This window comes from Kitasatospora sp. NPDC004745 (genome assembly GCF_042873275.1).
Lineage (GTDB): Bacteria > Actinomycetota > Actinomycetes > Streptomycetales > Streptomycetaceae > Kitasatospora.
On sequence record NZ_JBIALK010000018.1, the window covers coordinates 39967 to 65452 of the forward strand.

The window sequence follows — 25486 nt, forward strand, 5'->3', positions numbered from 1 at the left end:
GGCCGGAGGGGGCCGGGGCCGGAGGGGGCCGGGGCCGGAGGGGGCCGGGGCGGCGGGCGGCCTCGCTAGGCGGGGGTGACCCCGACCAGGCCGTCCGCGGAGCCGGTCACGAACCCGGTGGCCTCGCCGACGACGCCCCCGGCGTCCCCGACCTGCCCGGGCAGCGCGTCGGGCGCGCTCGTCGACGGCCCGGGCGTACCGTCCTGCCCCCCGACGGCGCTGGCGTGCGCGCTCGGCGCGGTCAGCGAGGCGACGAAGCCCACGGCGAGCGAGGCAACGGCAAGCATGCTGCGCTTCTTCATGGCAGGCCCAACGAGACTGGGCCGCCCGGGTTACGGGTCGGGGCCGACGCCGGGCGACCTTTCCGGTGGCGGGAGGTATGGGAGGGCGGTGGGATGGGGAGGGGTCGGGAATGATTCCGGCAAATCGGTCGATTCGCCGTGTGTCGGAGTCGCCGCCAGGACCTGTCAGGACCTCCACCGCGACACGAAGGGCAACCGATGCACGCAGCCGAGCTCTCCCCGGCCGTCCTCGCCGAGCTGCGCCGCCCCCGGCGCTACCCGGCCGTCTCCGTCCTGCTGCCCACCCACCGCAGCGAGCCCGAAAACAGCCAGGACCCGGTCCGTCTGCGCAACCTCGTCGCCGAGGCGAAGAACCGGTTGCACGCCGACGAGGCCGTCAGCCGGGCCGACCGGCTGGACGTCGTCGACCAGCTGGACCGCGCGCTCACCGAGGTCGACCTCGTGCACGCCGAGGACGGCCTGGTGATCTTCGCGGCGCCCGGCGAGTACCAGGTGTGGTCCCTGCCGCGCCCGGTGCCGGCCCGGGTCGTGGTGTCGGACACCTTCCTGACCCGCAACCTGGTCGCCGCCCACGCCGGGGGTGCGCCCTTCTGGGTGCTGACCGTGGCCGCCGACCGCGCCGCCCTGTTCGGGGGGAGCGGGACGACCCTGGTCGAGCACACCGGGGGAGGCTTCCCCGTCGACCACGTCCGGCCCGACTGGGACGTCGAGCGCCAGGAACGGATCGGGGACGTGCCGAGCACCTTCCGCGACGAGGAGACCCGCCGCTTCCTGCGCTCGGCCGACACCGCGCTGGCCGCCGTGCTGGAGGCGGACAACCGGCCGCTCTTCGTGCTCGGCGAGGCGGCGGCGCTCTCGCTGCTCGACGAGGTCGGCGGCGCCGCCAAGCGGGCCGCCGCCCAGGTCTCCCGCGGCGGCCTCGGCCACGCCTCCGCCGCCGCGGTGGCGGAGGCCGTCCGGGCCGCCGTCGCCGAGCAGGGCCGCAGGGCGGTGACCGAGCTGCAGGAGCGCCTGGACCAGGCCCAGGGCGTGAAGGGCCTGGCCGCCGGCATGGACGAGGTCTGGCAGTCCGTCAGCGAGGGCCGGGCCGCCGTGGTCGCGGTCGAGGAGGACTACTGGGAGCCCGTCCGGGTGACGGACAACCACCTCGTCCCGGCGCCCGCCGGTGAGCCCGACGTCCGCGAGGACATGGTCGACGAGATCGTCGAGCGTGCTCTCGACACCGGGGCCAAGGTGCAGTTCGTCCCCACCGGCGACCTCGCGTCCCGCGGCCGCATCGCCGCCGTCCTGCGGTACTGACCCTCCCGGCACCGACCCGCCCGGCCTCCGGCCACCACCGTCGGCTGGCGCCGACGCGGCCCCGTGGTGCGGGCCCCGACACGTCGGGGCCCGCACGGCCGTGTCACACCGGCGGCCCGGCCAGCCCGGTCAGCCCGGGTAGAACGTCCGCCCGGCGGCACCGGAGGAGACGGACCACACCTCGGTTATCAGCCCGTCGGTGATCCGCAGGGTGTCCGTACCGCTCCTGGCCACCACCGCGCCGTCCGCGTCGACGAAACTCGCCCGGTAAGGCCGGGCCACCAGGCCGGAGACCGTGCCGCCGGCCGGTTCGAGGTCGGCCACCGCGACGCCCTCGGCCTCGAAGCGCAGCCCCGGACCGCGCATGGCACGCCACTGAGCGATCACCTCGGCCAGCCGCTCCGGCGTCCGCACCTCGTCGAACACCTCCGTCCCCGCCTGCGCGTACCGCAGCGTGAACTCGGGTGCCATGATCTCCGCGGCGAGCCGCAGCTCGCCGTTCCACAGCGCCGTCCACCGGTCGTAGACACCGGCTCCGACCCCCCGCAGCTCCGCACCCATGAGAAGACCCCCGTTCGTTCTCCGATTGTGTTCAGGACGCTAGCAGGGCCCACTGACAATCCGTCCCCGGCGGGCGCCGGCCGGTCCCGGCAGGGACCGTGAAGCCCCGGCGGACGGCCGGGTCAGCCGAGGGGGGTGGGGGTTCCCCGCGACGGGGTCGCCCCCCCGACGGCCTGGATCGAGTCCAGCACCGGCTGGACCAACCCCACGGTGGCGTCGGACGGCTGCCGCAGGCACACCGTCAGCTCGATGAGGGCTGCCCGCGCGCCCGGCCGGGTGATGAGCTTGTGGCCGACGAACTCCCGGTTGCCGCCCCGCACCAGGCACGGCTTCTCCGGCGCCCGCTCGCGGGCGGTGGCCGGCTCGGCGGCGACCTTCCCGACCAGGCCCGGGTCGTCCACCTTCAGGAAGGACAGCACGGCCCCGTCGACCGGGAGCAGCTTCGGCAGCCGGCACGCGTCGGACTCCGTCGTCGGGCAGGGTGTCGGGGGGCCGGACTGCGCGGTGGCCTGCGGCGACTGGCCCGGCGGATCGGTCAGCAGGACGCCGCCCTCCGGGTCGTCGGCGTCGGAGGCCTGGGAGAACCAGCCCTGCGGGACGCGGGCGACGACGTTCCACTCCCGCAGGCCGATGGTGATCCCGACGAGCTCGTCCGGGACGGTCGGGCCGTCGGAGGGCGTGGCCGAGGCGGGTGCCGACACCGGCCCGGCAGGCCGCAGCGCCGCCCCCCGGTCCGGTGCGGGAGCGATCGCCGGCGCGGCCACCAGCGCCGCGACGAGCAGCCCGCCGGTCAGCCCGGCCGCGAGCGCGGCGGCCCGCCGCCTGCGCCGGACCCGGGCGGCCCGGGCCCGGATCCGCTCCATCCGGTCCGCCGGGTCGTCCAGCGCCGGTACGGCCCGCTGGAGCAGGATCCGCAGTTCCTCCTCCGCGGCCCCGTCGCGGTCGCCCCAGTCGTCCTCGCCGCCCGCGCGGCCGTACGCGTCGAGCGGGTCAGTACCGGTCACGAGGTCCCCCGGTGAGCAGCAGTTCCCGGCTGGGCAGCCGGCCGCGCAGCACGGACAGCGCCCGGTGCGTCTGACTCTTGACCGTGCCGGTGCTGCAGCGGAGCACCTCGGCGGTCTCCTCCACGCTGAGGTCCTCGAAGTAGCGCAGCACCACGACCGCCCGCTGACGCGGCGGCAGCGCCCGGACGGCCTGGGCGACCACCTGCTCGACCACGACCTCCTCGTACGGGTCCCCGCCCGTCGGGACGGGCTCCGGCAGCTCGCCGTGCGGCAGCTCGCCGGTCCAGCGCCGGCGCCACCACGAGACGTGGCAGTTGACCAGCACCTTGCGGGTGTAGGCCTCGGGCCGGTCGATGGCGACCCGGTCCCACTTGGGCCAGACCCGGGCGAACGCGGTCTGCAGCAGGTCCTCGGCCTGGTGCGGGTCGCCGGTCAGCAGCCAGGCCACCCGGAGCAGCTTCGGGCCGCAGGCGGCGACGAACTCCTCGAAGTCCGGATTCGCATCGCTCATCGTGCCGTCCCCGCCATGGTGTCCGCGCCGTTCCCGTCGGTCGTGGCGGCCCGGCGGGCCGCGGTCGTGGTGTGCTTCTCACGGCTGCTGAACGCGATGGGCGGCGCTTTCGGTTGCCCGTCGGCGCGGAGAATTTTCCGGCGGTCCGGTCCGGCCCGCGGTACACGGCCCGGAACGGTGGCGCGGCGCGCCCGGGTCCGTGCGTGCGCGGCGCCCGGGTCCGATGACGGGGGACGACGACCGGTCCTGGCCCGGGGAGCTGGACGGCCCGCGAGCCGGCCGGGACTCGGCCGGGCGGCGGGCGGGCCGTGCCACCACGATGGCCCGCCCCGCCCGGGGGACCAAGGGCGCGCACCGGGCGCCCGGGGGCACGTCGCGGCGCGACCGGGAGCGAGGGCGTGCGGGGGAGGGCGTCAGAGCGTCCCCGAGCCCTGCGGCACCCCGCCGGGGAGCCCGTGGGCGGCGGACGGCGCCTGGCCCACCGGGGCGACGGTCCAGTCGGGGTGACCGGGCATCGGCGGGGTGCGCCGCCCGTACAGCCAGTCGGTGAGGAAGCCGGTGAGGTCCTGCCCGGAGACCTCGGAGGCGGTCCGCAGGTAGTCGCGGGTGGAGGCGGTGGCGTGGCGGTGCTCGCGCAGGAAGGTGCGCTCGATCCGGTCGAAGGTCTCGGCGCCGACCCGCTCGCGCAGCGCGAACAGGACCAGGGCGCCGCCGGTGTAGCGCTGGCTGTCGAAGAGGTCGTCGGCGCCGGGTGCGGCGACCGGGCCGGAGTCGTGGCGCCACTGGTCGCCGAGGCCGTAGACCTCGCGCATCCGGTCGACCAGGGTGGTGTGGCCCGAGGCGTCGGGCCAGCCGCGCTCGTAGCGGTACGTCAGCGCGTAGAAGTCGGCGTGCCCCTCGTTGAGCCAGAGGTCCGCCCAGGTGGCCGGGGAGACGCTGTCGCCGTACCAGGAGTGCACCAGCTCGTGCATCATGTGCGAGCCGATCGCGGACTCCGGCCGGCGCAGGAAGTCCGGCTTGTAGAGGGTGAGCGTCTGGGTCTCCAGACCGGTGAAGCCGAAGGCGGCCGGGTCGTCGGTGTCGGCGGGCAGCAGTCCGTAGCTCTCGAACGGGAACGCCCCGAGGTGCCGCTCGGCCCAGGCGAGCTGGTCGGCGGTGAGCGCGAGGGCCGGTTCGAGCTCGGCGGCGCGGGCGGTCGGGACGACGTCGCGCAGCGGCAGGCCGCCCGGGCCGGGGCGTTCGCGCACCGTGTAGTCGCCGACCGAGACCTGGAGGAGTTCGGTGGCCATCGGCTCGCGGGAGACGTACCGGCGGGTGGTCCGGCCGTCGCCGAGCCGTTCGGTCTCCGTCAACTCCCCGTTGGCGACGCCCAGCAGGGGGTCGGGTGCGGTGACGGCGACGGTGAAGCGGGCCTTGTCGCTCGGGTGGTCGTTGCACGGGAAGACGGTGTGCGCGCCGTCCGGCTGGCCGGCCACCGCGAAGCCGTTCGCGGTGGGGACCCAGCCGCTGTGCGGGCGCCGGGCGTGCGGGTCGGCGGAGTAGTCCACCGCCACCTGCACGGCCGTGCCGGGGTGCAGCGGCCGCGGCGGAGCGACCGTCAGCTTGGCGTCGCGGACGGTGAACCCGGCCGGGCGCCCGTCGACCCGGACGGCGCGCACCGTCAGGCCGAGCGCGTCCAGCCGCAGGCTCCGCAGGGTGCGGGACGGTCGGGCGGTGATCACCGCGGTGGCGTCCACGGTGCGGGTGTCGGCCCGGTAGTCGAACGAGAGGTCGTAGGCGAGCGCGTCGTAGCCGGTGTTGCCCAGGGAGGGGAAGACCGGATCGCCCAGGCCGTCCGCCGCGGTGGCCGTCGGGACGCTGGCGGAGAGCAGCGACGCACTGAACGCGAGCGCCACGAGGAGACCGGCGCGGGGCCTGGGCAGGGTGATCACCGTACTTCCGGGTGCTGGTGCCGGGAGACCTGGCAGCGGGGCCGGGCGCGGGGATCCGCCGGCGCGGTCGAGGCGTCGTGCGGTGGGGTGGTCGTGCGGCCCCCCGCCCCCGGGCCGCGGTGCGTGTGCGACGCACCGGGCACAGACCCTAGTGGACCGGGGGCGCCGTCCGGGCGGCTTTCCCGGAGGGCCGACGACACGCGGTCGTCCCCCGGACGGCCCACCGTGCTGGCGGCCCCGTCGCGGGCCGGATAGCGTTCGAAGTGCTTCGTCCCCTGACGGACGGGGCCACGGCCGTCGGAGAACCTGGCCAGGTCCGGCGGCCGTTCCTCGTGCCCGCGTGCAGCCCGTAGGCTGGCGAGCGAGACGCCGCCCGCGTACCGGATGCCAGGAGCCGCCGTGACCACCCCCGATCCGCACGTCCTGGTGATCGGCGAGTGCGTCGCCGACGTCGTCCGTTCGGACGGCGCCCCGGACGTGGTCCACCCCGGTGGTAGCCCGGCGAACGTCGCCTACGGGCTGGCCAGGCTGGGGCACCCGGCCACCCTGCTCACCGAACTCGGGGCGGACGCCAACGGTCGGCTGATCCGGGCTCACCTGGAGTCGGCCGGGGTGCGGGTGCGGGCCGCCGAGGTGGCCCGGACGCCGTCGGCCGTGGTGCGGCTCGACGGTCGGGGGCGGGCCCGGTACACCTTCGACATCGGCTGGACGCTGCCGCCCACCGAGCCGGCCGACCCCCCGGCGGCGATCCACCTCGGGTCGATCGCCGCGGTCACCGACCCGGGCGCCGCCGCCGTGCTCGACCTGGTCGAGCGGTGGCACGGCCGGGCGCAGATCAGCTACGACCCGAACGTGCGCCCCGCGCTGATGGGCGGGCGGGAGCGGGCCGTGCGGCGGGTGGAGCGCTGGGTGGCGCTGAGCGACGTGGTCAAGGCGAGTGACGAGGACCTGGCCTGGCTCTATCCGGGCGAGGCCGCGGAGGCGGTGGCGGAGCGCTGGCTCGCGCTCGGCCCGTCGGTGGTCGCGGTGACCCTCGGAGCCGACGGGGCCTTCGCGCTGGCCCCCGGTGGCGGACTGGTCCGGGCGGGGGCCGTACCGGTGGTGGTCGCCGACACCGTCGGCGCCGGGGACGCGTTCATGGCGGCGCTGCTGCACGCCCGCGCGGCCGGCGCGGACCTCGCGGGCTGCCTCACCCGGGCCGTCACCGCCGCGGCCCTCACCGTCGCCCGCCCCGGCGCCAACCCGCCCACGGCCGCCGAACTCGCCGCCGCCCTCGCCGCCGCGTCCTAGGCAGCCCGTCCGACGAGATCCACAGGACCCGCCCGCCGCACCCGGGCCCGGCGGGGCCTACCCGGCGAGCTCCTTGCCGTACCAGACCTGGGCGTACGGGCCGCTGCTGTAGGCCGGGATCTCGTGGTACCCGTGCCGGAGGTAGAGCGAGCGGGCCTCGATCAGGTCGGTGCGGGTGTCGAGGACGATGCGGCGGGCGCCGAGGGCGCGGGCGGCGTCCTCGACGGCGGCGAGCAGCCGGGCGCCACCGCCGGTGCCGCGCAGCGCGGGCCGGACGTAGACGCGGGTCAGTTCGACGGTGTCGGCGTCGAGCCGGCGCAGTCCGGCGCAGGCGTGGGCGGTGCCCTCGTGACGGCCGATCAGGAAGGCGCCGTCCGGCGCGGCGAGGTCGTCGCTGGGGGAGCCGGCGAGGCCGGAGGCCAGTTCCTCGGGGGTGCCCTCGCGGTCGAAGTGGAGGCGGTAGTAGCGGTTGGCGACGTCGTGGTAGTAGTCGCGCAGCAGGTCCAGGGCCTCGGGTGCGGACACGTCGGCCGTGGTGACGGTCCAGAGGTCGGTGGCGGGGGGCGTGGTCGTCGTCATGGGCGCATGATCGGTGGTCGCGCGCGTCCGCGGCAACGGGGTTTCGCCCGGTGCGGCCCCCTGGGGACCCGCGGTTCGGCAAAGGGCGGGCAAGGAGTGCGGCGGGTCGTTGCCCCGCACGGGTGACGGGGGGATTGGCGGGGGTGCACTGCTGGGGAGCAGTGCGTCTATGAACAGACCATCAGATCGTCACATTAATGGGGGTTTGAGGGGGAATCAGCGGGGGAGCGGCACCAGGGTCGTACGGACCGGCCTGCTGGCCACCGTCTGCCTCTCCGCCGTCGCCGCCGGCTGCGCCGGGCCCACGAGCCCCGCCCGACCGGACGCCGCGCCCGCCGGCGCCAACGGCGCGAAGGCCGCCCGCGCGGTCGCACCCGCGGTGCTGCCGGGCCTGGCCCGCGCCGAGGAGGAGGCCCACGGCGAGGCGGTGGCCCGCCAGGCGGCGGCCCAGCAGGCGGCCCTGGAGACCGCGCACCGCTGGGGCCTGGAGCGCCCGCCGCTGAAGACGCCCCCGCGCCCGGCGACCAGGGCGGTCCTCACCCCCGTGCAGGGCGTGAAGCTCAAGGACGGGCGGCCGCCGGTGGTGTACCGGGTGCCGACCGACGACAAGGTGGTCTTCCTGACCGTCGACGACGGTGCCGAGAAGGACCCGGAGTTCTCCCGGATGGCCGCGGAGCTCGGCATCCCGCTCAGCACCTACGTCTCCGACTACCTCGCGCGCGAGAACTACGGCTACTTCCGCGACCTGCACGCCCAGGGAGTGGAGATCAACAACCACACCATCAACCACCGCAACCTGAAGGTCCTCGACTACGAGACCCAGCGCGGTGAGATCTGCCGCCAGCAGGACCAGCTGGAGCAGCAGATCGGCGTCCGGCCCCGGCTGTTCCGCCCCCCGTACGGCGAGTACAACGACGACACCCTGCGCGCGGCGGCGTCCTGCGGGGTCGAGGCGGTGCCGATGTGGAACGAGGAGGCCTTCCCCGACCACATGGAATGGCGCTACTCGGACCGCAGGCTCCACCCGGGCGACATCATCCTCACGCACTTCCGGGGCCCCGACATCTGGAAGGCCTCCATGACGGACCTGCTGCGCAAGGTCGTCAACGACGTCACCGCCGAGGGCTTCTCCCTCGGCCGCCTCGACGACTACCTGTAGCGGAGGTCCGGGCCCGGTCCGGACCTAGCCGAGCGAGAGGGCGTCCAGGTACACCCAGGCGCCCTCGTGCCGGACGAACCGGCTGTGCTCGGTGAGCACGCCCTGCTCGCGCCCCTCCGTCCAGTGCGCGCGGAACGCGACGGTGCCCTCGGCATGGAAGGCGCCGCCGTCGGTGGTGGAGACCACCTCCAGCCCGGTCCAGCGCAGCCCCGGATCGAACTCCACCTCGGCGGGGCGGGTGTCCGGGTGCCAGGTGCGCAGCAGGTACGCCTCGTCCTGGGCGACGAAGGCGCTGAACCTCGAGCGCATCAGCGCCTCGGCGGTGCCGGCCGCCGCCAGGCCGCGGTGCAGCCGGCCGCAGCAGTCGCCGTAGGCGGCGGTCAGGCCGCACGGGCAGGGGGAGGAGGGCAGCAGCCGGGGCGCGGCGGAGGCGGCGCGGGGCGCGGGGCGACGTCGGGACATGCGGTCCATTCTCTCCCCTCCCGGCGGGCGTCCGGCATGGGGGCCGTCCGCGGGCCGCAACCGGTGGACCGACCAGGCCGGGGCCGGCCGCGTCGGGTGATCGACCACTTCCGCGGCGTCCGGCCCGTCCGCGAGGATTCGGCGTGTTCCCGGCCGGTCGGCGGCGCACGCCGGGCGGTCCCACCGGTGCGCCGCGGGAGCGGGGCGGCGCATGGGCACCGGCGGCACGGGCACGGACGGCAGACGGGGTTTCCTGCGGCTGGGGGCGGTCCTCGCCCTCCCGATGGCGGCGCTGGCGGGCTGTTCCCGCGACCGGCGTCCCGAGCAGGGCGCGGACCGGTCGGCCACGGCCGTGCCGACCGCCTCGACGCGGTCCGCTGCGCCCCCGGCCGATCGCGGCACCGTCCGGCTGACGAGCGTCACCACCGTGCGCGACGGCGGGCTGTACGACGTGCTGCTGCCCGAGTTCGAGGCGCAGAGCGGCCTGAAGGTCCGGCTCACCGTCACCGAGGAGGTCGGCGCCGCGGCCCGGGCCGGGCAGGCCGACGTGGTGCTCTCGCACTTCGGGCACCGCGACGTCACCGGGCTGGTCACCGACGGGCTGGTGCAGTGGCCGCGGACGGTCCTCGCCAACCTGATGTGCCTGGCCGGGCCGGCGGCGGACCCGGCCGGGGTGCGCGGGCTGGCCGACCTCGCCGAGGCGTTCCGCCGGATCGCCGCGGCCGGCCGGCCCTTGGTGGTCAACGACATCGACGGCGTGCGCTACCTGATGCGGACGGTGGCGGCCGAGGCCGGCCTGGGCGAGTCGGTCTTCAGCGACCGCGGGCTGGCGACCGGCGCGGCCGTGGACGAGGCCGCCGCCTCCGGCGGGTACACGCTCTGGGGGCTCACCCCGTTCCGGGAGTACCTGCGCGAGCACCCGGTCGACCTGGTGCCGCTGGTGCTGGACGACCCGCTGCTGCAGCGGGTGATGGTGACGGCGGTGGTGGACCCGGCGAAGGTCGCGGGGGTCAACGAGGCCGGGGCGAAGGCCTTCCAGGACTACCTGCTGCAGCCGCGGACGCAGGCCCGGATCGGCACCTTCCGGCTGCCGGGGCTGGACGGGCCGGTGTTCGTCCCGGCGGGGCGGCACAACGCCGGGGAGTTCCTGCCGCCGGACCCGGCGGCGCCGGGCGGGTCGACCCGGACGCCGGGCAGCGGCCGGGGCCGGGCGTCCGCGAGCCCGTCCGCGCGGAGCTAGCCGAGGCGCGCGTTCGGCGTCCGGGCCGCTCGGCGAACGCCGGGCTCGCCCCCGCGCAGGGCCGCGGGGGCGAGCCCGGGGAGGTCACTTCGCGCGCTGGAACGCGTAGTTGAAGTCGCCGGTGCCGAGGATCCCGTACATCCGGATCCAGAGCGGCATCATCATCTCGGTCGCGCGGGCGCCGGTGATGTCGCCGAGGTCGATGACCCACCCGGCCGGCCAGCCGAACTCGCCCAGCAGCGCGACCGTCTCGGCCTTGGCGTCGGCGTCGTCGCCGGCGACGAAGACGTTGTGCTCGCCGGCGAGGCGCCCCGGGTCGACCATCACGGCGCAGTTCACGGTGTTGAGCGTCTTGACCACCCGGGCCTCGGGGAACTCGCGCTGGATCCGCTCGCCGACGCTGTCGGTGTTGACCGGGTCGAGGGTCAACCCGCCGTCGGGGCCGAAGACCAGCGGGTTGGAGACGTCGACCAGCAGCTTCCCGGCCAGGTGTTCGGCCCCGGCGGCGCGCAGCGCCTCGACCGCGACCGTCCCGCCGGTGGCGTTCAGGACGACCTCGCCGAAGGCCGCCGCCTCGGCGAAGGTGCCGGCGTGGCCGTCGGCGCCCGCCTGCTCGGCCCAGGCCACCGCGTTCTCGTTGTCCTTGCTCCGCGAGCCCAGCGTCACCTGGTGGCCGAGCGAGACCAGCTTGCTCCCCAGCGTCCGGCCGACCACACCCGTGCCGATGATTCCGATGCGCACTTGCTTCTCCACCCGTCTCGTGCGACCTCAGCGGCCGCCCCACGGCGGGGCGGCCCGGCGACGACCCTAGTTGACCCGGCCTCAGTCGGCGATCACCGTGCGGTACGTGGACCACGCCGCGGTCGTCGGGCGCCCGCCGGGGGTGTTGCGCCCCGGACCCGGACCCGGTGCGGTGCGGGGCGGTGCGGTGCGGGGCCGGCGCCGTGGCCGCCGTGGGTCGGCCGGAGGTTCGGCGAGTCGCCCCGCACCCCCGTTTCGTCACTGGTAGTAGTGGCCTGGTCGCGGAGCGATCTCCGCGTGACGATCCGGCCGACGGCCGGCCGGGGTGCGCTGTGGCGGCCCGGCCGGCCGTCCGCACCGGACGGCCCGACAGGACATGAGGAGCGGTCATGGGTGGCAGACGGCGTCCGCCGGGAGCGCGGACCCCTCGGCGGAGCGGGGCCCCGGGCGGCGGCCGGGTGAACGCCCGGGTGGAGATCGCCCGGCTGGAGGGCTACCTGGCCTGGGAGGCGGAGGTGGCGGCGGCCGAACGGGACGCCCGGGCCTTCGCCGGACAGTTCCCGTGGCTGCCCGCCGCGGAGCGCGAGGGGCTGGAACAGGCCTACACCGCCGACCGGCTGCGCTACGCGGAGGAGGTCGTCGACCGCGCGGTGGACCGCTGCCGCCGGCTGGCCGCCCGCTACCGCGCCGAGTGCCGCCGGATCTGCACCCGCTGGGCCGCGCTCTGCCTCTCCGTCACCATGGCGGCGGCGCTGTTCGCGGTCGTCCCCGCGGCGTTGCGGGGCTGAGCCCGGCCCGTGGAACGACGGGGGCCCGCCGCGCCGGTGACGGCGCAGCGGGCCCCTGCGGTGTCCGCGGTGCTCAGTGGTGGCCGTGGCCGCTGGTGATCTCCTCGTGCTCCTCGGCCGTGGGCTTGGCGATCTGGCTGCCCTCGCCGAAGAAGCCGCGGGACAGCTTCACCCGGGCGCGGGTGAACAGCCCGGCCTTGCGGGCCACGCCGTTCTCGTCCACCGCGGGCGGCAGGGTCGAGGGCTGCGGCTGGTCGTGCGAGGTGAGGGTGTACAGCCGGCCCTGCGGGAGCGGGGCGTGCACCTCGACGAACTCGCCGTGCTGGAGCCGGTTGATGACGCCGGTCTCGCGGCCGTGCAGCACCTTCTCCTTGTCGCGCCGCTGCAGGCCCAGGCACCAGCGCTTGGTGATCACGAAGACGACGATCGGGAGGGCGAAGAAGCAGACCCGCACCGCGTAGGTGATCGCGTTGATCGACAGGTGGAAGTGGGTGGCGAGCAGGTCGTTGCCGCCGCCGGCGAGCAGGACCAGGTACAGGCTGATCCAGGCCGCGCCGTAGGCGGTGCGCACCGGTGCGTTGCGCGGCCGGTCGGCCATGTGGTGCTCGCCGCGGTCCCCGGTGACCCAGGCCTCGATGAACGGGTAGCCCCAGACGGCCACCAGCACCAGCGGGAAGACGATCAGCGGGACGAACACCCCGAGGTTCAGCGTGTGACCGCCCCAGACGCTGATCTCCCAGCCTGGCATCACCCGGATCAGGCCCTCGGAGAAGCCCATGTACCAGTCCGGCTGGGCGTCGGTGGAGACCTGGTCGGGCCGGTACGGCCCGTACGCCCAGATCGGGTTGACCGTCGCGATCGCCGCCATCACCGAGACGACGCCGAAGACCAGGAAGAAGAACCCGCCGGCCTTCGCCATGTAGACCGGCATCAGGGGCATGCCGACGACGTTGTCGTTGGTCCGTCCGGGGCCCGCGAACTGGGTGTGCTTGTGGTAGAAGACCAGGATCAGGTGGGCCACCAGGAGGCCCAGCATGATGCCGGGGATCAGCAGGATGTGCACGGTGAACAGCCGGGGCACGATCAGGATGCCCGGGAACTGCCCGGCGAAGACGAAGAACTGGATGTACGTGCCGATGATGGGGACCGCGAGGATCGCGCCCTCCATGAACCGGATGCCCGTCCCGGACAGCAGGTCGTCCGGCAGGGAGTAGCCCATGAAGCCGTCGAACATGCCGAGGAACAGCAGGACGGCGCCGAAGATCCAGTTGAGCTCGCGCGGCTTGCGGAACGCGCCGGTGAAGAAGACGCGCATCATGTGCGTGAGCATGGCGGCCACGAACACGATGGCCGACCAGTGGTGGATCTGGCGGATCAGCAGGCCGCCGCGCAGGTCGAAGCTGATGTCGAGGGTCGAGGCGTAGGCCTCCGACATCTCGATGCCCCTGAGCGGGACGTACGAGCCCTCGTAGATCACCTCGGCCATGCTCGGCTTGAAGAACAGCGTCAGCCAGACGCCGGTCAGGATGATGATGACGAAGGTGTACAGGCAGATCTCGCCCAGCATGAAGGACCAGTGGTCCGGGAAGATCTTGCGGAGGTTGGCCTTGGCCAGGGAGTAGACGCCGAGTCGGCCGTCGGCCCAGTCGGCGAGCGCCTCGGCCTTGTTCGCCGGCTTGGCGCGTGTGCTGGTCACCGGTCCCGGCTGCGACTGCTGGTCGGTTCTCACGACGGGCTCCCCGGCGTCCTCGGCGTACCGTGCTGGAGGCCCGCCGGCGGGAACGCCGGCCGGCGAAGTGTTGTGATCATGGGACCTCTCGATACGGGCCCGCCGGTCGCACCGGCGCGCGAAGCGGGTCGACCCGCTGGGCCCGTTGCTCAGGGTGATGAAGCGCTTACTCTGTCATGCTGTCGGCAGGGGGCCGACTGTGCACGTCCATCGGCCCGTCCGGCGGCTCGTGTCGGGCCGGACGGGGGGTTCTGACGTCCGATCGGCCGCTCGGACGGGGGCGATGCTGCGGTCGGGTGCCGCTGAACCGTTTCGGCGCGCGCCGCGTCCGGGCCTCCCGCGGGGGCGGGCCTACGCTGCGCCAATGGTGGATCACCGTGAACTCTTCGAGGACGTCGCCGCGGCCCTCGCCCGCGCCGGGTTCGACACCGCGTCAGGCCCGTCCGGGCTGCGGATCGGCCACTGCCCCCAGGGCGTGGTGGTCGGCTGGTCACCGGGGGAGGGGGCGGACGGGCCGCCCTCCCGGGAGGCGCGCGAGGCGGTCGGCGGCGCGGCCGCGGTCGTGCTGCGCGAGTGCGGCTACCTGGTGGCCGAGACCGGCGACGGCGAGCTGCTGGTCACCCCGGCCGCCGTGCCGGTGACGGTGCCGGCGGAGGCGGAGGGGGTTCCCGAGCAGTGGTGGGGGTGAACGCGGACGGGCGGGGCGGCGTTGGGCCGTTCGGCCCCCTCATACCGAACCCTTACCCGATCGGGAGGCGCGGTTGACCGTGGCGGATCTAAGGTTTGCCTAAGCTAAGCGGAAACGCCCTGGGCCCCGTGTCCGGGGCGTTCGGCTGTGCCGCGCCGCCGCCACCCGCGGCGGGCCGCTCAGGACAGCTACCACCCGGGCCGCCCGGGGGAGGAGCCCGCCGCATGTGGGACGAGGCGTTTCCCAGCTTCCTGATCGGACTGCGCGAAGGCCTCGAGGCCGGGCTGATCGTGTCGATCCTGGTCGCCACGCTCGTCCGCTTCGACCAGAAGTCCCGGCTGCCGCAGGTGTGGACGGGCGTCGCGGCGGCCGTCGCGCTCAGCCTCAGCTTCGGCGCAGTGCTCACCTTCACCGCCGCCAACCTCTCCGGCCACGCCCAGGAGGCGTTCGGCGGGGTGCTGAGCCTGATCGCCGTCGCGTTCGTCACCGCCATGGTGTTCTGGATGCGCCGCTCGGCCCGCACCCTCTCCGCGGAGCTGAAGGAGAAGGTCCAGGCCTCGCTGGCGCTGGGCGCCGGGGCGCTGGTGCTCACCAGCTTCCTCGCCGTCGCCCGGGAGGGCCTGGAGACCTCGCTCTTCCTGTGGACCAACGTGCGCACCGCCGGGGAGTCCACCGGCCCGCTGATCGGCGCGGCCGTCGGCCTGCTGCTCTCCACCGCCCTCTGCTGGGGGCTGTACCGGCGGGCCCTGAGGATGAACCTCACCCGGTTCTTCACCATCACCGGCGCCGGTCTGATCGTCGTCGCGGCCGGTGTGCTCGGCTACGGACTGCGCGACCTGCAGGAGTCCGGACTGCTCGGCGGCGGCGCCACCTATGCCTTCGACCTGAGCGCCCACCTGGACGCCTCCTCCTGGTACGCCACGCTGGTCCAGGGCACCCTGAACCTGACCGTCACCATGACGGTCCTGCAGGTCGTCGGGTACGTCGCCTACCTGTGCATCGTCATGACGCTGTTCGTCGAGGGCGTCCGGGGCGGCGCGGCGGCCCACGCCGGCACAACGGCCCCGGCAGGCGCGGCAGGCGCGGCGCCGGGGAAGGGCCCGGGCGGGGGCGGGACGGCGGGCGCGCAGCAGCCGGCCGCGGCCGCCTCCCCGGCGCGGTCCGGCCGGCCGCGGTGGGTGCTGCCCGCCGCGCTGGTCGCGGTGCCCGTCGTGGCCGCCGGCACCGTCATCGCGGTCAGCGACGGCAAGCAGGGCGGCTCCGCCACCGTCGCCGTGTCCGAGCGGGACTGCGGCCGCGGCTTCGGCACCCCGCTGCCCGGCCAGCAGGTGTTCCAGATGCACAACACCGGTGACAAGGTCGCCGAGGTCTACCTGGTCGATCCGGCCAGCGGCGCCGTCTACGGCGAGATCGAGGGCCTGGCCCCGGGCACCACCCGCGCGCTGACCGCCACCATCGGCTCCGGCGACTACGCCTGGCGCTGCGTCCCCACCGGCGGCCGGGCCGTCACCTCCGGCGCCGTCCACGTGACCGGCGGCACCGAGGTCAGGGCCGTCAAGCCGGTCGGCGAGGACGACCTCAAGGGCCCGCTCGACGCCTACAGGCAGTACGTGACCGCGGGCCTCGCCGCCCTGCAGACCGAGACCGCGCAGCTCCAGGCCGACGTGCACGGCGGCGACCTCGCCGCGGCCAGGGCCGACTGGCTGACCGCCCACCTCCGGTACGCCTCGCTGGGTGCCGCCTACGGCACCTTCGCCGAGCTCGACGGCAAGATCGACGGACGCCCCGACGGCCTCCCCGACAAGGCCGGGGACAAGGACTTCACCGGCTTCCTTCGCCTGGAGCACGGCCTCTGGCACGGCGAGTCCGCCGCCGACCTGACGCCCGTCGCCGACCAGCTGGCCGCCGACGTCGCCAAGCTCGGGCAGGACTTCCCCGGCCAGGACTTCGACCCGGCCGACCTCCCGCTGCGCGCCCACGAGATCCTGGAAAACACCCTCCAGTTCGAGCTCACCGGCGACACCGACCAGGGCAGCGGCACCAACCTCGCCACCGCCCAGGCCAACCTGACCGGCACCCAGGAACTCCTGGCCGTCCTGCAGCCGCTGCTCGACGAGCGCGACCCGCAGCTGCTCACCCGCGTCGGCGCCGGGATGAAGCGGGTCGGCGACCTCCTCGCCGCCGCCCACCGGCCCGAGGGCTGGACCCCGCTCGACCGGCTCCCCGCCGACACCCGCCGACAGCTCGACGGCGCCACCGGCCAGCTGCTCGAGGACCTCGCCCCCGTCCCCGCCCTGCTCGAGATCCGGAAGGCCGCCTGATGACCGACCACCCCGCCGCCGCCGGAGGCACCTGCCCGTTCCCGACCGCCGCCCAGGCCCCCGCCGCGACGCCCGCCGTGACCCCCGCCCGGCCGGCCGTCGGGCCACTGGCCGCGGCCGAGCCCGGCGGCTGCCCGGCCGGCCCGGCCCGGCGCAGCTTCGTGCGGGCCGCCCTCGGCGCCGGGGCCGGCGCCGCGGTGCTCGCCGGCGGCGCCCTCACCCAGGCCGGCGGCCAGGCCGCCGCCGGGGACACCCACCGGGCCGGGGCCGGCGCCGTCCCCTTCCACGGCGACCACCAGGCCGGCGTCACCACCCCGGCCCCCGGCTACGCGGCCTTCCTGTCGTGCCAGGTGATCGCCCAGGACCGCAAGGCACTGGAGGACCTCCTCAGGACGCTGACCGCGCGGATCCGTTTCCTCACCACCGGCGGCACCCCGCCCGACCTCGGCGTCGGTGCGCCGCCCTCCGACAGCGGCGTCCTCGGCCCCACCGTGCCCACCGACGACCTGACCGTCACCGTCGGCGTCGGCGCCTCCCTCTTCGACGACCGGTACGGCCTGGCCAAGGCCAAACCGGCCCGGCTCGCCCCGATGAAGACCTTCCCCAACGACAACCTGCAGGCCGCCGAACTCCACGGCGACCTCTCCCTGCAGATCTGCGCCGACCGCCAGGACACCGTGCTGCACGCGCTGCGCGACATCACCCGGCACACCCGCGGCGCCCTGCAGATCCTCTGGCGGATCGACGGCTTCCAGAACCAGTCCCGCCCGGACGGCGCGCAGCGCAACCTGCTGGGCTTCAAGGACGGCATCGTCAACCCGGACACCCGCTCCGCCCGGGAGATGGACCGCCTGGTCTGGGTCACCGACGGGGCGGGCGAGCCCGCGTGGGCGACCGGCGGCAGCTACCAGGTGATCCGGATCATCCGGATGCTGATCGAGTTCTGGGACCGCGTCACGCTCGCCGAGCAGGAGAAGATGTTCGGCCGCCGCCGCGACACCGGCGCCCCGCTGGACGGCCACCAGGAGACCGACGCACCGGACTACGGCAAGGACCCGGAGGGCAAGGCGATCCCGCTCACCGCGCACATCCGGCTCGCCAACCCGCGCACCGCCGACACCGACGCCACCCGCATCCTGCGCCGCGGCTACAACTACGACCGGGGCGTCGACAAGGCCGGCAACCTGGACATGGGCCTGGTGTTCTGCTGCTACCAGCAGGACGTGGTGCGGCAGTTCGAGGCCACCCAGACCCGGCTCGTCGACGAGCCGCTGGTGGACTACATCTCACCGACCGGCGGCGGCTACTTCTTCGTCCTGCCGGGCGTGCGGGACGAGGCCGACTGGCTCGGGCGCGGGCTGCTCGCCGCGGGGTGACGGCGGGCGGCCGGTCCGTCAGGAACCGAGGGTGAAGCCGATCGCCGCGCCGCCGCCGTCCCGGTTGGCGGCGAAGGCGGTGCCGCCGTGCGAGAGGGCCACCTCGTGCACGATGGCCAGGCCCAGCCCCGACCCGGGCAGGCTGCGGGTGGCGGTGGCGCGGTAGAAGCGGTCGAAGACCCGGCCGAGGTCGGCCTCGGCGATGCCCGGCCCGCGGTCCAGCACCTCGACCCGGGGACCGCGCACCACCACCTCGATCGGGGCGGTGCCGCCCGGGTCGAACTTGGCGGCGTTGTCCAGCAGGTTCCCCACCGCGCGGGCCAGCGCGTCGGCCCGGGCGGTCACCGAGGTGTCGTCGGCGTCCACGGTGATCAGCCGTCCGCTGCGCCGCCGGGCCTGCGCGACGGCCTCGCGGACGACCTCGGCCAGCACCAGGACGGTCGGCTGCTCGTCCGCCTTCTGCTCCGCGGCGAGCGCCACCAGCTCCTCCACCAGCAGCGTCAACTCCCTGGCCTCCTCGGCCAGGTCGTTCATCAGCGCGGACCGCTCGGCGGCCGGCAGGCGGTCCAGGCTGGGCAGCACCGCGAGGTTGGTGCGCAGGCTGGTCAGCGGGGTGCGCAGCTCGTGCCCGGCGTCCTGGACGAGCCGGCGCTGGTTCTCCCGGGCCGCGGCCAGCCGGTCCAGCATCCGGTCGAAGGCCCGGCCGAGGCGGCCGATCTCGTCCGTCCCGGCGGCCGGCACCGGGACGTCCAACCGGCCGCTGGCGGCGACCAGTTCGGCCACCTCGGTGAGCCGGACCAGCCGGCGGGTCACCCGCCGGGCCAGCAGCCCTCCGGCCGCTCCGGCGAGCACCGCGACCACCGCCACCGACAGCACCGTGCGGGCCCGCAGGACCCCCAACAGATGCTCGGTCGGGCCGAGTTGCTGGGCGATCTGGACCGCACCGCGGCCTCCGCCGAGGGAGACGACGGCCACCCGGTAGGTGTCGCCGTCCGCACGCCGCAGTCCCGTGGCGGTCCGGCCGGGGTCGTCGGCGCGGGCGAGCTCGCGGTCGTCCGGGACGGGCGGGAGGTCGATCCGGGCGGTGCCGGGCAGCACCCCGCCGTCGGGGCCGAGCGCCTGCGGGGTCACCCGGATCGGGCGCAGGAGATCCGGGCTGAGCCCGTCCGAGCCGTTGAAGTCGCCGGGGAACAGCTTCTGCCGGCCGACCTGCTGGTGCACCGCCTGCAGCGCCGCGGTGAAGTCCGCCCCCTCGTCGTTCCGGATCAGCCGCGCGGCGGCGTGGTAGCCGAGCATGCCGATCAGCACCGCGACCAGCGCGGCCATCGCGGCGAACGCCAGCGAGATGGTGGTGCGCAGCCCCGGGCCCGGCCGCCGCAGCCCCGGGCCCGGCCACCGCAGCCGCGGCCGGAACCGGCCGGTCACGAGGCGCGCAGCGTGTAGCCGACGCCGCGGACGGTGTGGATCAGCGGTGCCAGCCCGGGCCGGTCGAGCTTGCGGCGCAGGTAGCCGATGAACACCGCGAGGTTCTTCGAGCCGGGGCCGAAGTCGTAGCCCCAGATCTGCTCGTACACCGTGGCCTGGTCGAGCACCGCGCCGGCGTGCCGGACCAGCAGTTCCAGCAGGTCGAACTCGGTGCGGGAGAGCTCCAGCTCGTGGCCGTCCCGCCAGGCGCGCCGGGCGTGCGGCTCGACCCGCAGGTCGGCCACGGCGAGGACGTCCTCCTCCGGCCCGGGCGGGTTGCGGCGCAGCAGGGCGCGCAGTCGGGCGAACAGCTCGCCCACGTCGAAGGGCTTGACCAGGTAGTCGTCGGCCCCGGCGTCGAGGCCGGCGATCCGGTGCGGGACGTCCACCCGGGCGGTGAGCATCAGCACCGGGGTGCGGTCGCCGTCCGCGCGCAGTCGTCGGCAGACCTCCAGGCCGTCCGGTCCGGGCATCATCACGTCCAGCACCAGCACGTCCGGGCGCTGTGCGGCGAGTGCGGCGAGGGTCTGCGCGCCGTCCGCGGCGGTGCTCACCCGGTAGCCCTCGAGTTGGAGGGCGCGGGTGAGGGAGTCGCGGATGGCCCGATCGTCCTCGGCGATCAGCACGGTGTGGGTCATGGGGCCGATTCTCCCTGGCGTGCTCACGACGGTTTCGGGCGGGTCGGGCCCGCGGGGCCGGCCGCCCCCGGGGTGCCGCGGGTGCCCGGACGGGCCCGGCACGGGCGGGCGGTCGGCGGGGCCGGGGGCACGGGCGGGCGTGGCCGCGGGCACGGCGGACGGCGGCGGCCGGGCGGTCGTCCGGCCGCCGGCCGGGGCGCGCAGCAGACGGCCGGACCTCACCGACGCACGATGCCAGCGGCGCCGGTGCGGCGTCCAGACCGCGGAGCGCGGGCCGGCCGCCGTCGGGAGCTTCCGCGCGCTCGTTCGGGGGCGTACGGTGGCCACACGGTGGCGCGTCCGTCGGACGCGGCCGCGGTGCGCGTCCCGGCGTCCGGCCGGTGCCCTCCGCGACCGCCCGGGCCGCCCGTGCCGCCGGGTTCGAGTCGGCACGCACCGCCGGAGGCCGTGATGGCGGACCGGATGGCCTTCCTGACCACCCCGCGCGCGGAGCGGGAGCGGCGGGACGCGCGGGAGCGGCTGGGGGACCGCCGGGAGGTCTACCGGCCCGGGGCGCTGCTGCCGGTGGTGGGCGGGCAGGCGGCCCGGTGCATGGACTGCGGGCTGCCGTTCTGCCACAGCGCCTGCCCGCTCGGCAACCTCGTCCCGGAGTGGAACCGGCTGGTGGCGGAGGCGGACTGGCGGGCCGCCGCGGCCCGGCTGCTGGCCACCAACAACTTCCCCGAGTTCACCGGCCGGCTCTGCCCGGCGCCCTGCGAGAGCGCCTGCGTGCTGGCGATCGACGCCGCCGCGGTGACGATCAAGAACATCGAGCTGGCGATCGCCGACCGGGCCTGGGAGGAGGGCTGGGACTGCCCGCAGCCGGCCGAGCGCGCCAGCGGCCACCGGGTCGCGGTGGTCGGCTCGGGCCCGGCCGGGCTGGCCGCCGCCCAGCAGCTCACCCGGGCCGGCCACGCCACCACGGTGTACGAGCGGGCCGACCGCCTGGGCGGGCTGCTGCGCTACGGCATCCCGCCGTTCCGGCTGGAGAAGCACCGGCTGGACCGCCGCCTGGAACAGATGCGGGCCGAGGGCACCGTCTTCCGCACCGGGGTGCTGGTCGGCCGGGACGTCCCGGCGGACCGGCTGCGGGCCGACTGCGACGCGCTGGTGGTCGCGGTCGGCGCGACGGCCTGCCGCGAGCTGCCCGCCCCCGGCCGCGCGCTGCCCGGGGTGCACCAGGCCATCGACTACCTGACCTGGGCGAACCGGGTGGACGAGGGGGACCTCCCGGCCCCGCCGCTCTCCGCCGAGGGCCGGCAGGTGGTGATCGTCGGGGGCGGCGACACCGCCTCGGACTGCCTGGGCACGGCCCTGCGCCAGGGCGCGGCCTCCGTCACCCAACTCGACATCAACGTCCGCCCGCCCGCGCACCGCGCCCCCGGCCAGCCCTGGCCGACCCACCCCAAGCTGTACCGGGAGACCACCTCGCACGAGGAGTCCGGCACGGCGGAGGAGGGCGGCCGGATCTTCGCGACGACCACGCTCGGCTTCCGGCCCGGTCCCGACGGCCGGCTGGCGGCCGTCCACGTCGCCGAGGCCGAGCCGCCCGACCGAACGCCCCGGGCCGGCACCGGGCGGACCCTTCCGGCCCAAATGGTCCTCCTCGCCCTCGGCTTCACCGGACCGGACCCGGACCAGCCGCTCGCCGCCCAACTCGGCCTGACCACCGCCCCGGACGGCACCCTGGCCCGGGACGACGACTTCGCGGCGCCCGCCCCGGGCGTCTTCGTCGCCGGCGACGCCGGCCGCGGCCAGTCCCTGCTGGTCTGGGCGATCGCCGAGGGGCGGTCCACCGCCGCCGCCGTCGACCGCTACCTGCGCGGTGCCACCGAACTGCCCGCCCCGATCCGAGCCTCGGCCCGCTCCCTCGTCCTGTGACCGACGGTCCGTCAGGGTGCGCGGGAGGTCGGTGGCGCGGGCGGGACCGGCGCAGCACCGCTTCTGCCGCGGCGACCAGCGGCGCTGTCCGGCCCTACTCTGCCCTGTTCGGCCCTACTCGGTCCGCAGCGCGGTGGCGGTCCGCGACCGGGCCGCCCGGCCGGCCGGCAGCAGTGCCCCGAGCAGGGCGATCACGATCCCGCCGGCCAGCAGGGGGACGAGCAGCCCGGCGGTGTAGACGTGGGACACGCTCGGCGGCAGGTGCCGGCCGATCGCGCTCCCCATCGGGGTCAGCGTTGCCCTCTCCACCGCGACCCCGAGCGGGACCCCGATCAGCCCGGCGACCAGGCCGGTGAGCGTCACCGAGGTCAGGACCATCGCGACGGTCTGCCCGGGCGTCATCCCGAGGGCCTTGAGGATCCCCAGGTCATGGCTCCGCTCCCGGGTGTCCTGCACCACCACGCTCAGCACCCCGAGCGCGGCGACCGCGATCATCATCAGCGTGAGCGCGACCACCAGGGCGCCCATGGTGATCACCACGATGTTCTTGCCCCCGTCCGAGTTCGGCTGGACCGAGGCGTTCAGCGGGGTCAGCGCGGCGGCGGCCGAGGCGGACCAGTCCGGTCCGTCGACGTCGTCGGCCAGCTCGACGTTGAACTGGTCGATGCGCGGGGTCAGACCGGCGGCGGTGAAGGTGGCCGCATCCGTCATGACCGTGTAGTCGCCCTGGTTGGTGTCGAAGTTGATGCCGACGACCTTCAGCGACAGGTGCTCGTTGTGCTGCACCACGGCGACGTCGTCACCGACGTGGATCCCCGCCGCCGAGGCCAGCTTGTCGCCGACCACGGCCTCGCCGGGCGCCGTGTACCAGCGGCCGGACAGCAGCTCCATGCGCGTCCAGGAGAAGTCGCCGGTGACCGTGAACACCCTCGGCGGTTCGCCGCCGGGCGGGGCGCCGACCATGGTCGCGCCGCTTTCGCCCCAGCCGAACGCGGCCTTCGTGCCCGGGATCCCGGCGAGCGCGGCGGCCACCTCGTCGGCATCCAGGTACGGGTGGCGCGGGTCGTCGGGGCCGTAGAGGTCCCACGGGACGCCCACGGCGGCCGTGGGGATCACGAACTCCGACCCGACGTTGAAGCCTGCGGTGCTGGCGTCCAGGTACTTGTTGAACCCGGTCTCCAGACCCGCCGCGAACGTGGCACTCACCACGCCGAACAGCACCGCCGCACCGACCAGTACGGCCCGGACCGGCTTGGCGAACGGCTGGGCCAGCCCCAACGACACGGCCCGGGGCAGCGGCAGCCGCGAGGCCAGACGCTGCGCCGCCCGACCGCCGCCGGCCTCGGGGGCGCGGCCGACCACCAGGGCCCGGACCGTCGGCATCCGGCCGGCCCGCAGTGCCGGGATCGAGGCCGTGACGCCGACGATCAGCAGGGTGCCCAGCGGCACCACGGCACTGACCCACCACGGGATCGTGGCACTGGCCGCGCCGAGCTGCTTCGTGGCCCCGTCCAGGATCGGTACGGCCAGGAGGTTGCCGGAGACCGTGCCGAGCACCAGGCCGAGTGTCGCCGGGATCACGGCCTGCGCGGTGTAGGCGCGGGCCACCTGCGACGGGGTGAAGCCCAAGGACTTCAGGATCCCGATGCGCCGGGTTCCCGAGGCCGCGGCCCCGCCGACCACGATCGAGATGATCAGCACCGACATGAGCAGGCCGAGGATCCCGAAGGCGACCAGGAACGGCACGTACGCCTTGGCGTTGCCGGTCGCCTGCTGCTCCGCGGTCAGGTACGACTGTCCGGCCTCGACCGCGCCGGCCGGCGCGGCGGCGGCCACCGCCTGCTTGTCGACGGCGATGTCGGCGGCGGTCCCGGCCTGGGCGAACCGGTAGAGCATCTGCTCGTCGGACCTGGCACCGGCGGCGGTGAGCCGCGCGAAACCGTCGGCGGTGGCGAAGGCGGTCGCGCTGTCGGTCACCGAGCCGCCGAAGCCGACGACCTTGAACGACGGCTTGCCCGGCAGGGAGGAGAACACCACCGAACTGCCGAAGCAGGCGACGGCATAGTGCTGCCACGGCAGGGCGATCTCGCCCGGGCCGGTCGGCCAGCGCCCCCGGGTCAGCGCCAGCTGGTCCATCCCGGAGGTGCTGCCCAGGTCGGGCCGGGTGGTGACGGTGATCGGATGGTTCTCCGTACCGGCGAGGTCGTTCTCGGGGCAGTCCGTGCCGACGGTCGTGTCCAGGGCGGCGGCTACCGGGTACGGCCCGGCCGCCTCGGTGACGCCGGCGGCGTGAGCCGTGGCGGCGGCCTGTGCGGCCGTGACCTTCGAAGCGTCGAACTGGACCGCCAGGTGCGCCCCGTTCCGAGCGCTGAAGGCGTGCTGGAACGGGGCCTGCACGACAGCCAGCAGACCGAGGGAGAGCACGGAGGACGTCACCGCGGCGAACGTCGTCAGAGCGATGACGAGGGACTGGACCCGACGGCGGCCCACGCCGGAACGTACGACCTTGCCCAGAGCGCTCACCGGCTCACCGCCGGCAGCGGGCGGGCCACGGCCCGGAAACCGACCCCGGAGACGCGCCGAGGCATCGGCGGCTTGCGCAGCGTCATCCGACCGCTCCCGCCGGACGGGTCCGCGGCGTGCGGGCGGCCTGGCCGGTACCGATGCCGTCGTCGACGACGTCCCGCTCGACCGCGCCGTCCACCAACTCGATCGTGCGGCGCGCGGTGCTCGCGGCCAGCTGCACGTCGTGGGTGACCAGCAGGATGGTCTGGCCGTCGGCGTTCAGCTCCAGCAGCAGCCGGCGCACGTCCTCGGCCGAGCTCGAGTCCAGAGCGCCGGTCGGCTCGTCGGCCAGCAGCAGCGCCGGCTCGTTCATCAGGGCCCTGGCCACCGCCACCCGCTGCCGTTGTCCGCCGGACAGCCGCTGCGGATAGGCCTGGGCGTGCCGGTCGATGTCCAGCGAGCCGAGCAGCTCGACGGCCCGCCGCCGCGCCTCGCGCCTGCCCATCCCGGCCAGCTGCGCCGGAACCATGACGTTGTCCAGCACGGTCAGGTCGTCCAGCAGGTTGAAGAACTGGAAGACCATGCCGATGGAGGCCCGGCGGTACTTCGCCGAATCGGCCTCGCCGAGCTGGTCGACGCGGGTGCCGTCGACGGTCACGGTGCCACTGGAAGGCTTGTCCAGACCCGCGATCAGGTTCAGCAGCGTGGACTTGCCGCTGCCGGAATGGCCGAGGATCGCCACGCACTCACCGGCCGCCACGGACAGGGTGACGCCGGCCAGTGCGGGCGGGCCGTCGTCGTACGTCTTCGTCGTGTCGCGAAGATCGATCATCGGTGCGTTCGTCATGGCCACGAACCTAGGAACGGACCGCGATCCACCGCGTCGGCCGGCGGATGTCACCTCTTCCGGGCCATCGGCCCGGGGGCGTACCCGGCGTACATCCCCGGGGCGACGCGAGGAGCCGGGGCCACTGAATA

22 protein-coding genes are annotated in these 25486 nt (G+C 75.2%); 9 read left to right on the forward strand and 13 right to left on the reverse strand.

Annotation, left to right across the window (positions count from 1 at the left end; translation table 11 throughout):
- Positions 1–65 precede the first annotated feature (65 nt).
- Entirely contained in the window at positions 66–287 is a 222-nt protein-coding gene (locus tag ACFYUY_RS26080) for a hypothetical protein (RefSeq protein WP_360213659.1), read from the reverse strand.
- 213 nt (positions 288–500) lie between these two features.
- On the opposite strand from ACFYUY_RS26080, the gene ACFYUY_RS26085 reads away from it, so the two are divergent.
- A complete protein-coding gene (locus tag ACFYUY_RS26085; RefSeq protein ID WP_387904145.1) occupies positions 501–1601 on the forward strand; it encodes a chemotaxis protein in 1101 nt (366 codons plus the stop codon).
- Between the two features lie 129 nt (positions 1602–1730).
- On the opposite strand, the gene ACFYUY_RS26090 is transcribed toward ACFYUY_RS26085, so the two are convergent.
- The 4 genes from ACFYUY_RS26090 to ACFYUY_RS26105 all read right to left on the reverse strand — a co-directional run bounded on the left by ACFYUY_RS26090 (position 1731) and on the right by ACFYUY_RS26105 (position 5608).
- Complete coding sequence (locus ACFYUY_RS26090; protein WP_387904147.1) at positions 1731–2162, reverse strand: nuclear transport factor 2 family protein; 432 nt, start codon at positions 2160–2162, stop codon at positions 1731–1733.
- A gap of 122 nt (positions 2163–2284) precedes the next feature.
- Positions 2285–3166, reverse strand: a complete 882-nt coding sequence (locus ACFYUY_RS26095; RefSeq protein WP_387904149.1) for a hypothetical protein — start codon at positions 3164–3166, stop codon at positions 2285–2287.
- Positions 3153–3677 carry a SigE family RNA polymerase sigma factor gene (locus tag ACFYUY_RS26100; protein WP_360213667.1) on the reverse strand — a complete coding sequence of 175 codons (525 nt, stop codon included), beginning with the start codon at positions 3675–3677 and terminating at the stop codon, positions 3153–3155. Before ACFYUY_RS26100 ends, ACFYUY_RS26095 begins: the two co-directional genes overlap by 14 nt.
- Before the next feature lie 413 nt (positions 3678–4090).
- Positions 4091–5608 carry a M1 family metallopeptidase gene (locus ACFYUY_RS26105; RefSeq protein WP_387904152.1) on the reverse strand — a complete coding sequence of 506 codons (1518 nt, stop codon included), beginning with the start codon at positions 5606–5608 and terminating at the stop codon, positions 4091–4093.
- 399 nt (positions 5609–6007) lie between these two features.
- Between ACFYUY_RS26105 and ACFYUY_RS26110 the strand changes: the two genes are divergently transcribed.
- Positions 6008–6898 (forward strand): carbohydrate kinase, encoded by an 891-nt coding sequence (locus tag ACFYUY_RS26110; RefSeq protein ID WP_387904154.1) that lies wholly within the window; start codon positions 6008–6010, stop codon positions 6896–6898.
- Between the two features lie 57 nt (positions 6899–6955).
- On the opposite strand, the gene ACFYUY_RS26115 is transcribed toward ACFYUY_RS26110, so the two are convergent.
- Positions 6956–7477, reverse strand: coding sequence for a GNAT family N-acetyltransferase (locus ACFYUY_RS26115; protein ID WP_387904157.1), 522 nt, complete (start codon positions 7475–7477; stop codon positions 6956–6958).
- A 205-nt stretch (positions 7478–7682) separates the two neighbouring features.
- On the opposite strand from ACFYUY_RS26115, the gene ACFYUY_RS26120 reads away from it, so the two are divergent.
- Positions 7683–8636 (forward strand): polysaccharide deacetylase family protein, encoded by a 954-nt coding sequence (locus tag ACFYUY_RS26120; RefSeq protein WP_360213673.1) that lies wholly within the window; start codon positions 7683–7685, stop codon positions 8634–8636.
- Between the two features lie 24 nt (positions 8637–8660).
- Here the strand turns inward: ACFYUY_RS26120 and ACFYUY_RS26125 are convergent, their stop codons facing one another.
- The gene (locus ACFYUY_RS26125) at positions 8661–9098 is read right to left on the reverse strand and encodes a YchJ family metal-binding protein (protein WP_360213675.1); all 438 of its coding nucleotides are present in this window, start codon (positions 9096–9098) and stop codon (positions 8661–8663) included.
- A 211-nt stretch (positions 9099–9309) separates the two neighbouring features.
- Here ACFYUY_RS26125 and ACFYUY_RS26130 point away from each other — a divergent pair, with 211 nt between their 5' ends.
- Positions 9310–10338, forward strand: a complete 1029-nt coding sequence (locus ACFYUY_RS26130; protein WP_387904159.1) for a substrate-binding domain-containing protein — start codon at positions 9310–9312, stop codon at positions 10336–10338.
- 84 nt (positions 10339–10422) lie between these two features.
- Here the strand turns inward: ACFYUY_RS26130 and ACFYUY_RS26135 are convergent, their stop codons facing one another.
- Positions 10423–11079: an NAD(P)-binding domain-containing protein gene (locus tag ACFYUY_RS26135; RefSeq protein ID WP_360213679.1), complete on the reverse strand. Its 657-nt coding sequence runs from the start codon at positions 11077–11079 to the stop codon at positions 10423–10425.
- Positions 11080–11537: 458 nt separating this feature from the next.
- Between ACFYUY_RS26135 and ACFYUY_RS26140 the strand changes: the two genes are divergently transcribed.
- Positions 11538–11867 carry a hypothetical protein gene (locus ACFYUY_RS26140; protein WP_360213681.1) on the forward strand — a complete coding sequence of 110 codons (330 nt, stop codon included), beginning with the start codon at positions 11538–11540 and terminating at the stop codon, positions 11865–11867.
- Between the two features lie 73 nt (positions 11868–11940).
- On the opposite strand, the gene ACFYUY_RS26145 is transcribed toward ACFYUY_RS26140, so the two are convergent.
- Positions 11941–13563: a ubiquinol-cytochrome c reductase cytochrome b subunit gene (locus ACFYUY_RS26145; protein ID WP_360213683.1), complete on the reverse strand. Its 1623-nt coding sequence runs from the start codon at positions 13561–13563 to the stop codon at positions 11941–11943.
- 397 nt (positions 13564–13960) lie between these two features.
- On the opposite strand from ACFYUY_RS26145, the gene ACFYUY_RS26150 reads away from it, so the two are divergent.
- The 3 genes from ACFYUY_RS26150 to efeB all read left to right on the forward strand — a co-directional run bounded on the left by ACFYUY_RS26150 (position 13961) and on the right by efeB (position 17981).
- Positions 13961–14284 (forward strand): hypothetical protein, encoded by a 324-nt coding sequence (locus ACFYUY_RS26150; RefSeq protein WP_360213685.1) that lies wholly within the window; start codon positions 13961–13963, stop codon positions 14282–14284.
- Between the two features lie 224 nt (positions 14285–14508).
- Positions 14509–16605: an iron uptake transporter permease EfeU gene (gene efeU, locus ACFYUY_RS26155; RefSeq protein WP_387904163.1), complete on the forward strand. Its 2097-nt coding sequence runs from the start codon at positions 14509–14511 to the stop codon at positions 16603–16605.
- A complete protein-coding gene (gene efeB, locus ACFYUY_RS26160; RefSeq protein WP_387904165.1) occupies positions 16605–17981 on the forward strand; it encodes an iron uptake transporter deferrochelatase/peroxidase subunit in 1377 nt (458 codons plus the stop codon). Before efeU ends, efeB begins: the two co-directional genes overlap by 1 nt.
- 18 nt (positions 17982–17999) lie before the next feature.
- Here the strand turns inward: efeB and ACFYUY_RS26165 are convergent, their stop codons facing one another.
- Together ACFYUY_RS26165 and ACFYUY_RS26170 are read right to left on the reverse strand one after the other, a co-directional pair.
- Positions 18000–19406, reverse strand: a complete 1407-nt coding sequence (locus ACFYUY_RS26165; RefSeq protein WP_387904167.1) for an ATP-binding protein — start codon at positions 19404–19406, stop codon at positions 18000–18002.
- Complete coding sequence (locus ACFYUY_RS26170) at positions 19403–20083, reverse strand: response regulator transcription factor (RefSeq protein ID WP_360213693.1); 681 nt, start codon at positions 20081–20083, stop codon at positions 19403–19405. Before ACFYUY_RS26170 ends, ACFYUY_RS26165 begins: the two co-directional genes overlap by 4 nt.
- Positions 20084–20533: 450 nt before the next feature.
- Between ACFYUY_RS26170 and ACFYUY_RS26175 the strand changes: the two genes are divergently transcribed.
- Entirely contained in the window at positions 20534–22003 is a 1470-nt protein-coding gene (locus ACFYUY_RS26175; protein WP_387904170.1) for a glutamate synthase subunit beta, read from the forward strand.
- Positions 22004–22117: 114 nt separating this feature from the next.
- Here the strand turns inward: ACFYUY_RS26175 and ACFYUY_RS26180 are convergent, their stop codons facing one another.
- Positions 22118–24439, reverse strand: coding sequence for an ABC transporter permease (locus ACFYUY_RS26180; RefSeq protein ID WP_387904173.1), 2322 nt, complete (start codon positions 24437–24439; stop codon positions 22118–22120).
- Between the two features lie 169 nt (positions 24440–24608).
- A complete protein-coding gene (locus ACFYUY_RS26185; protein ID WP_387904176.1) occupies positions 24609–25355 on the reverse strand; it encodes an ABC transporter ATP-binding protein in 747 nt (248 codons plus the stop codon).
- Between the last annotated feature and the right edge of the window lie 131 nt (positions 25356–25486).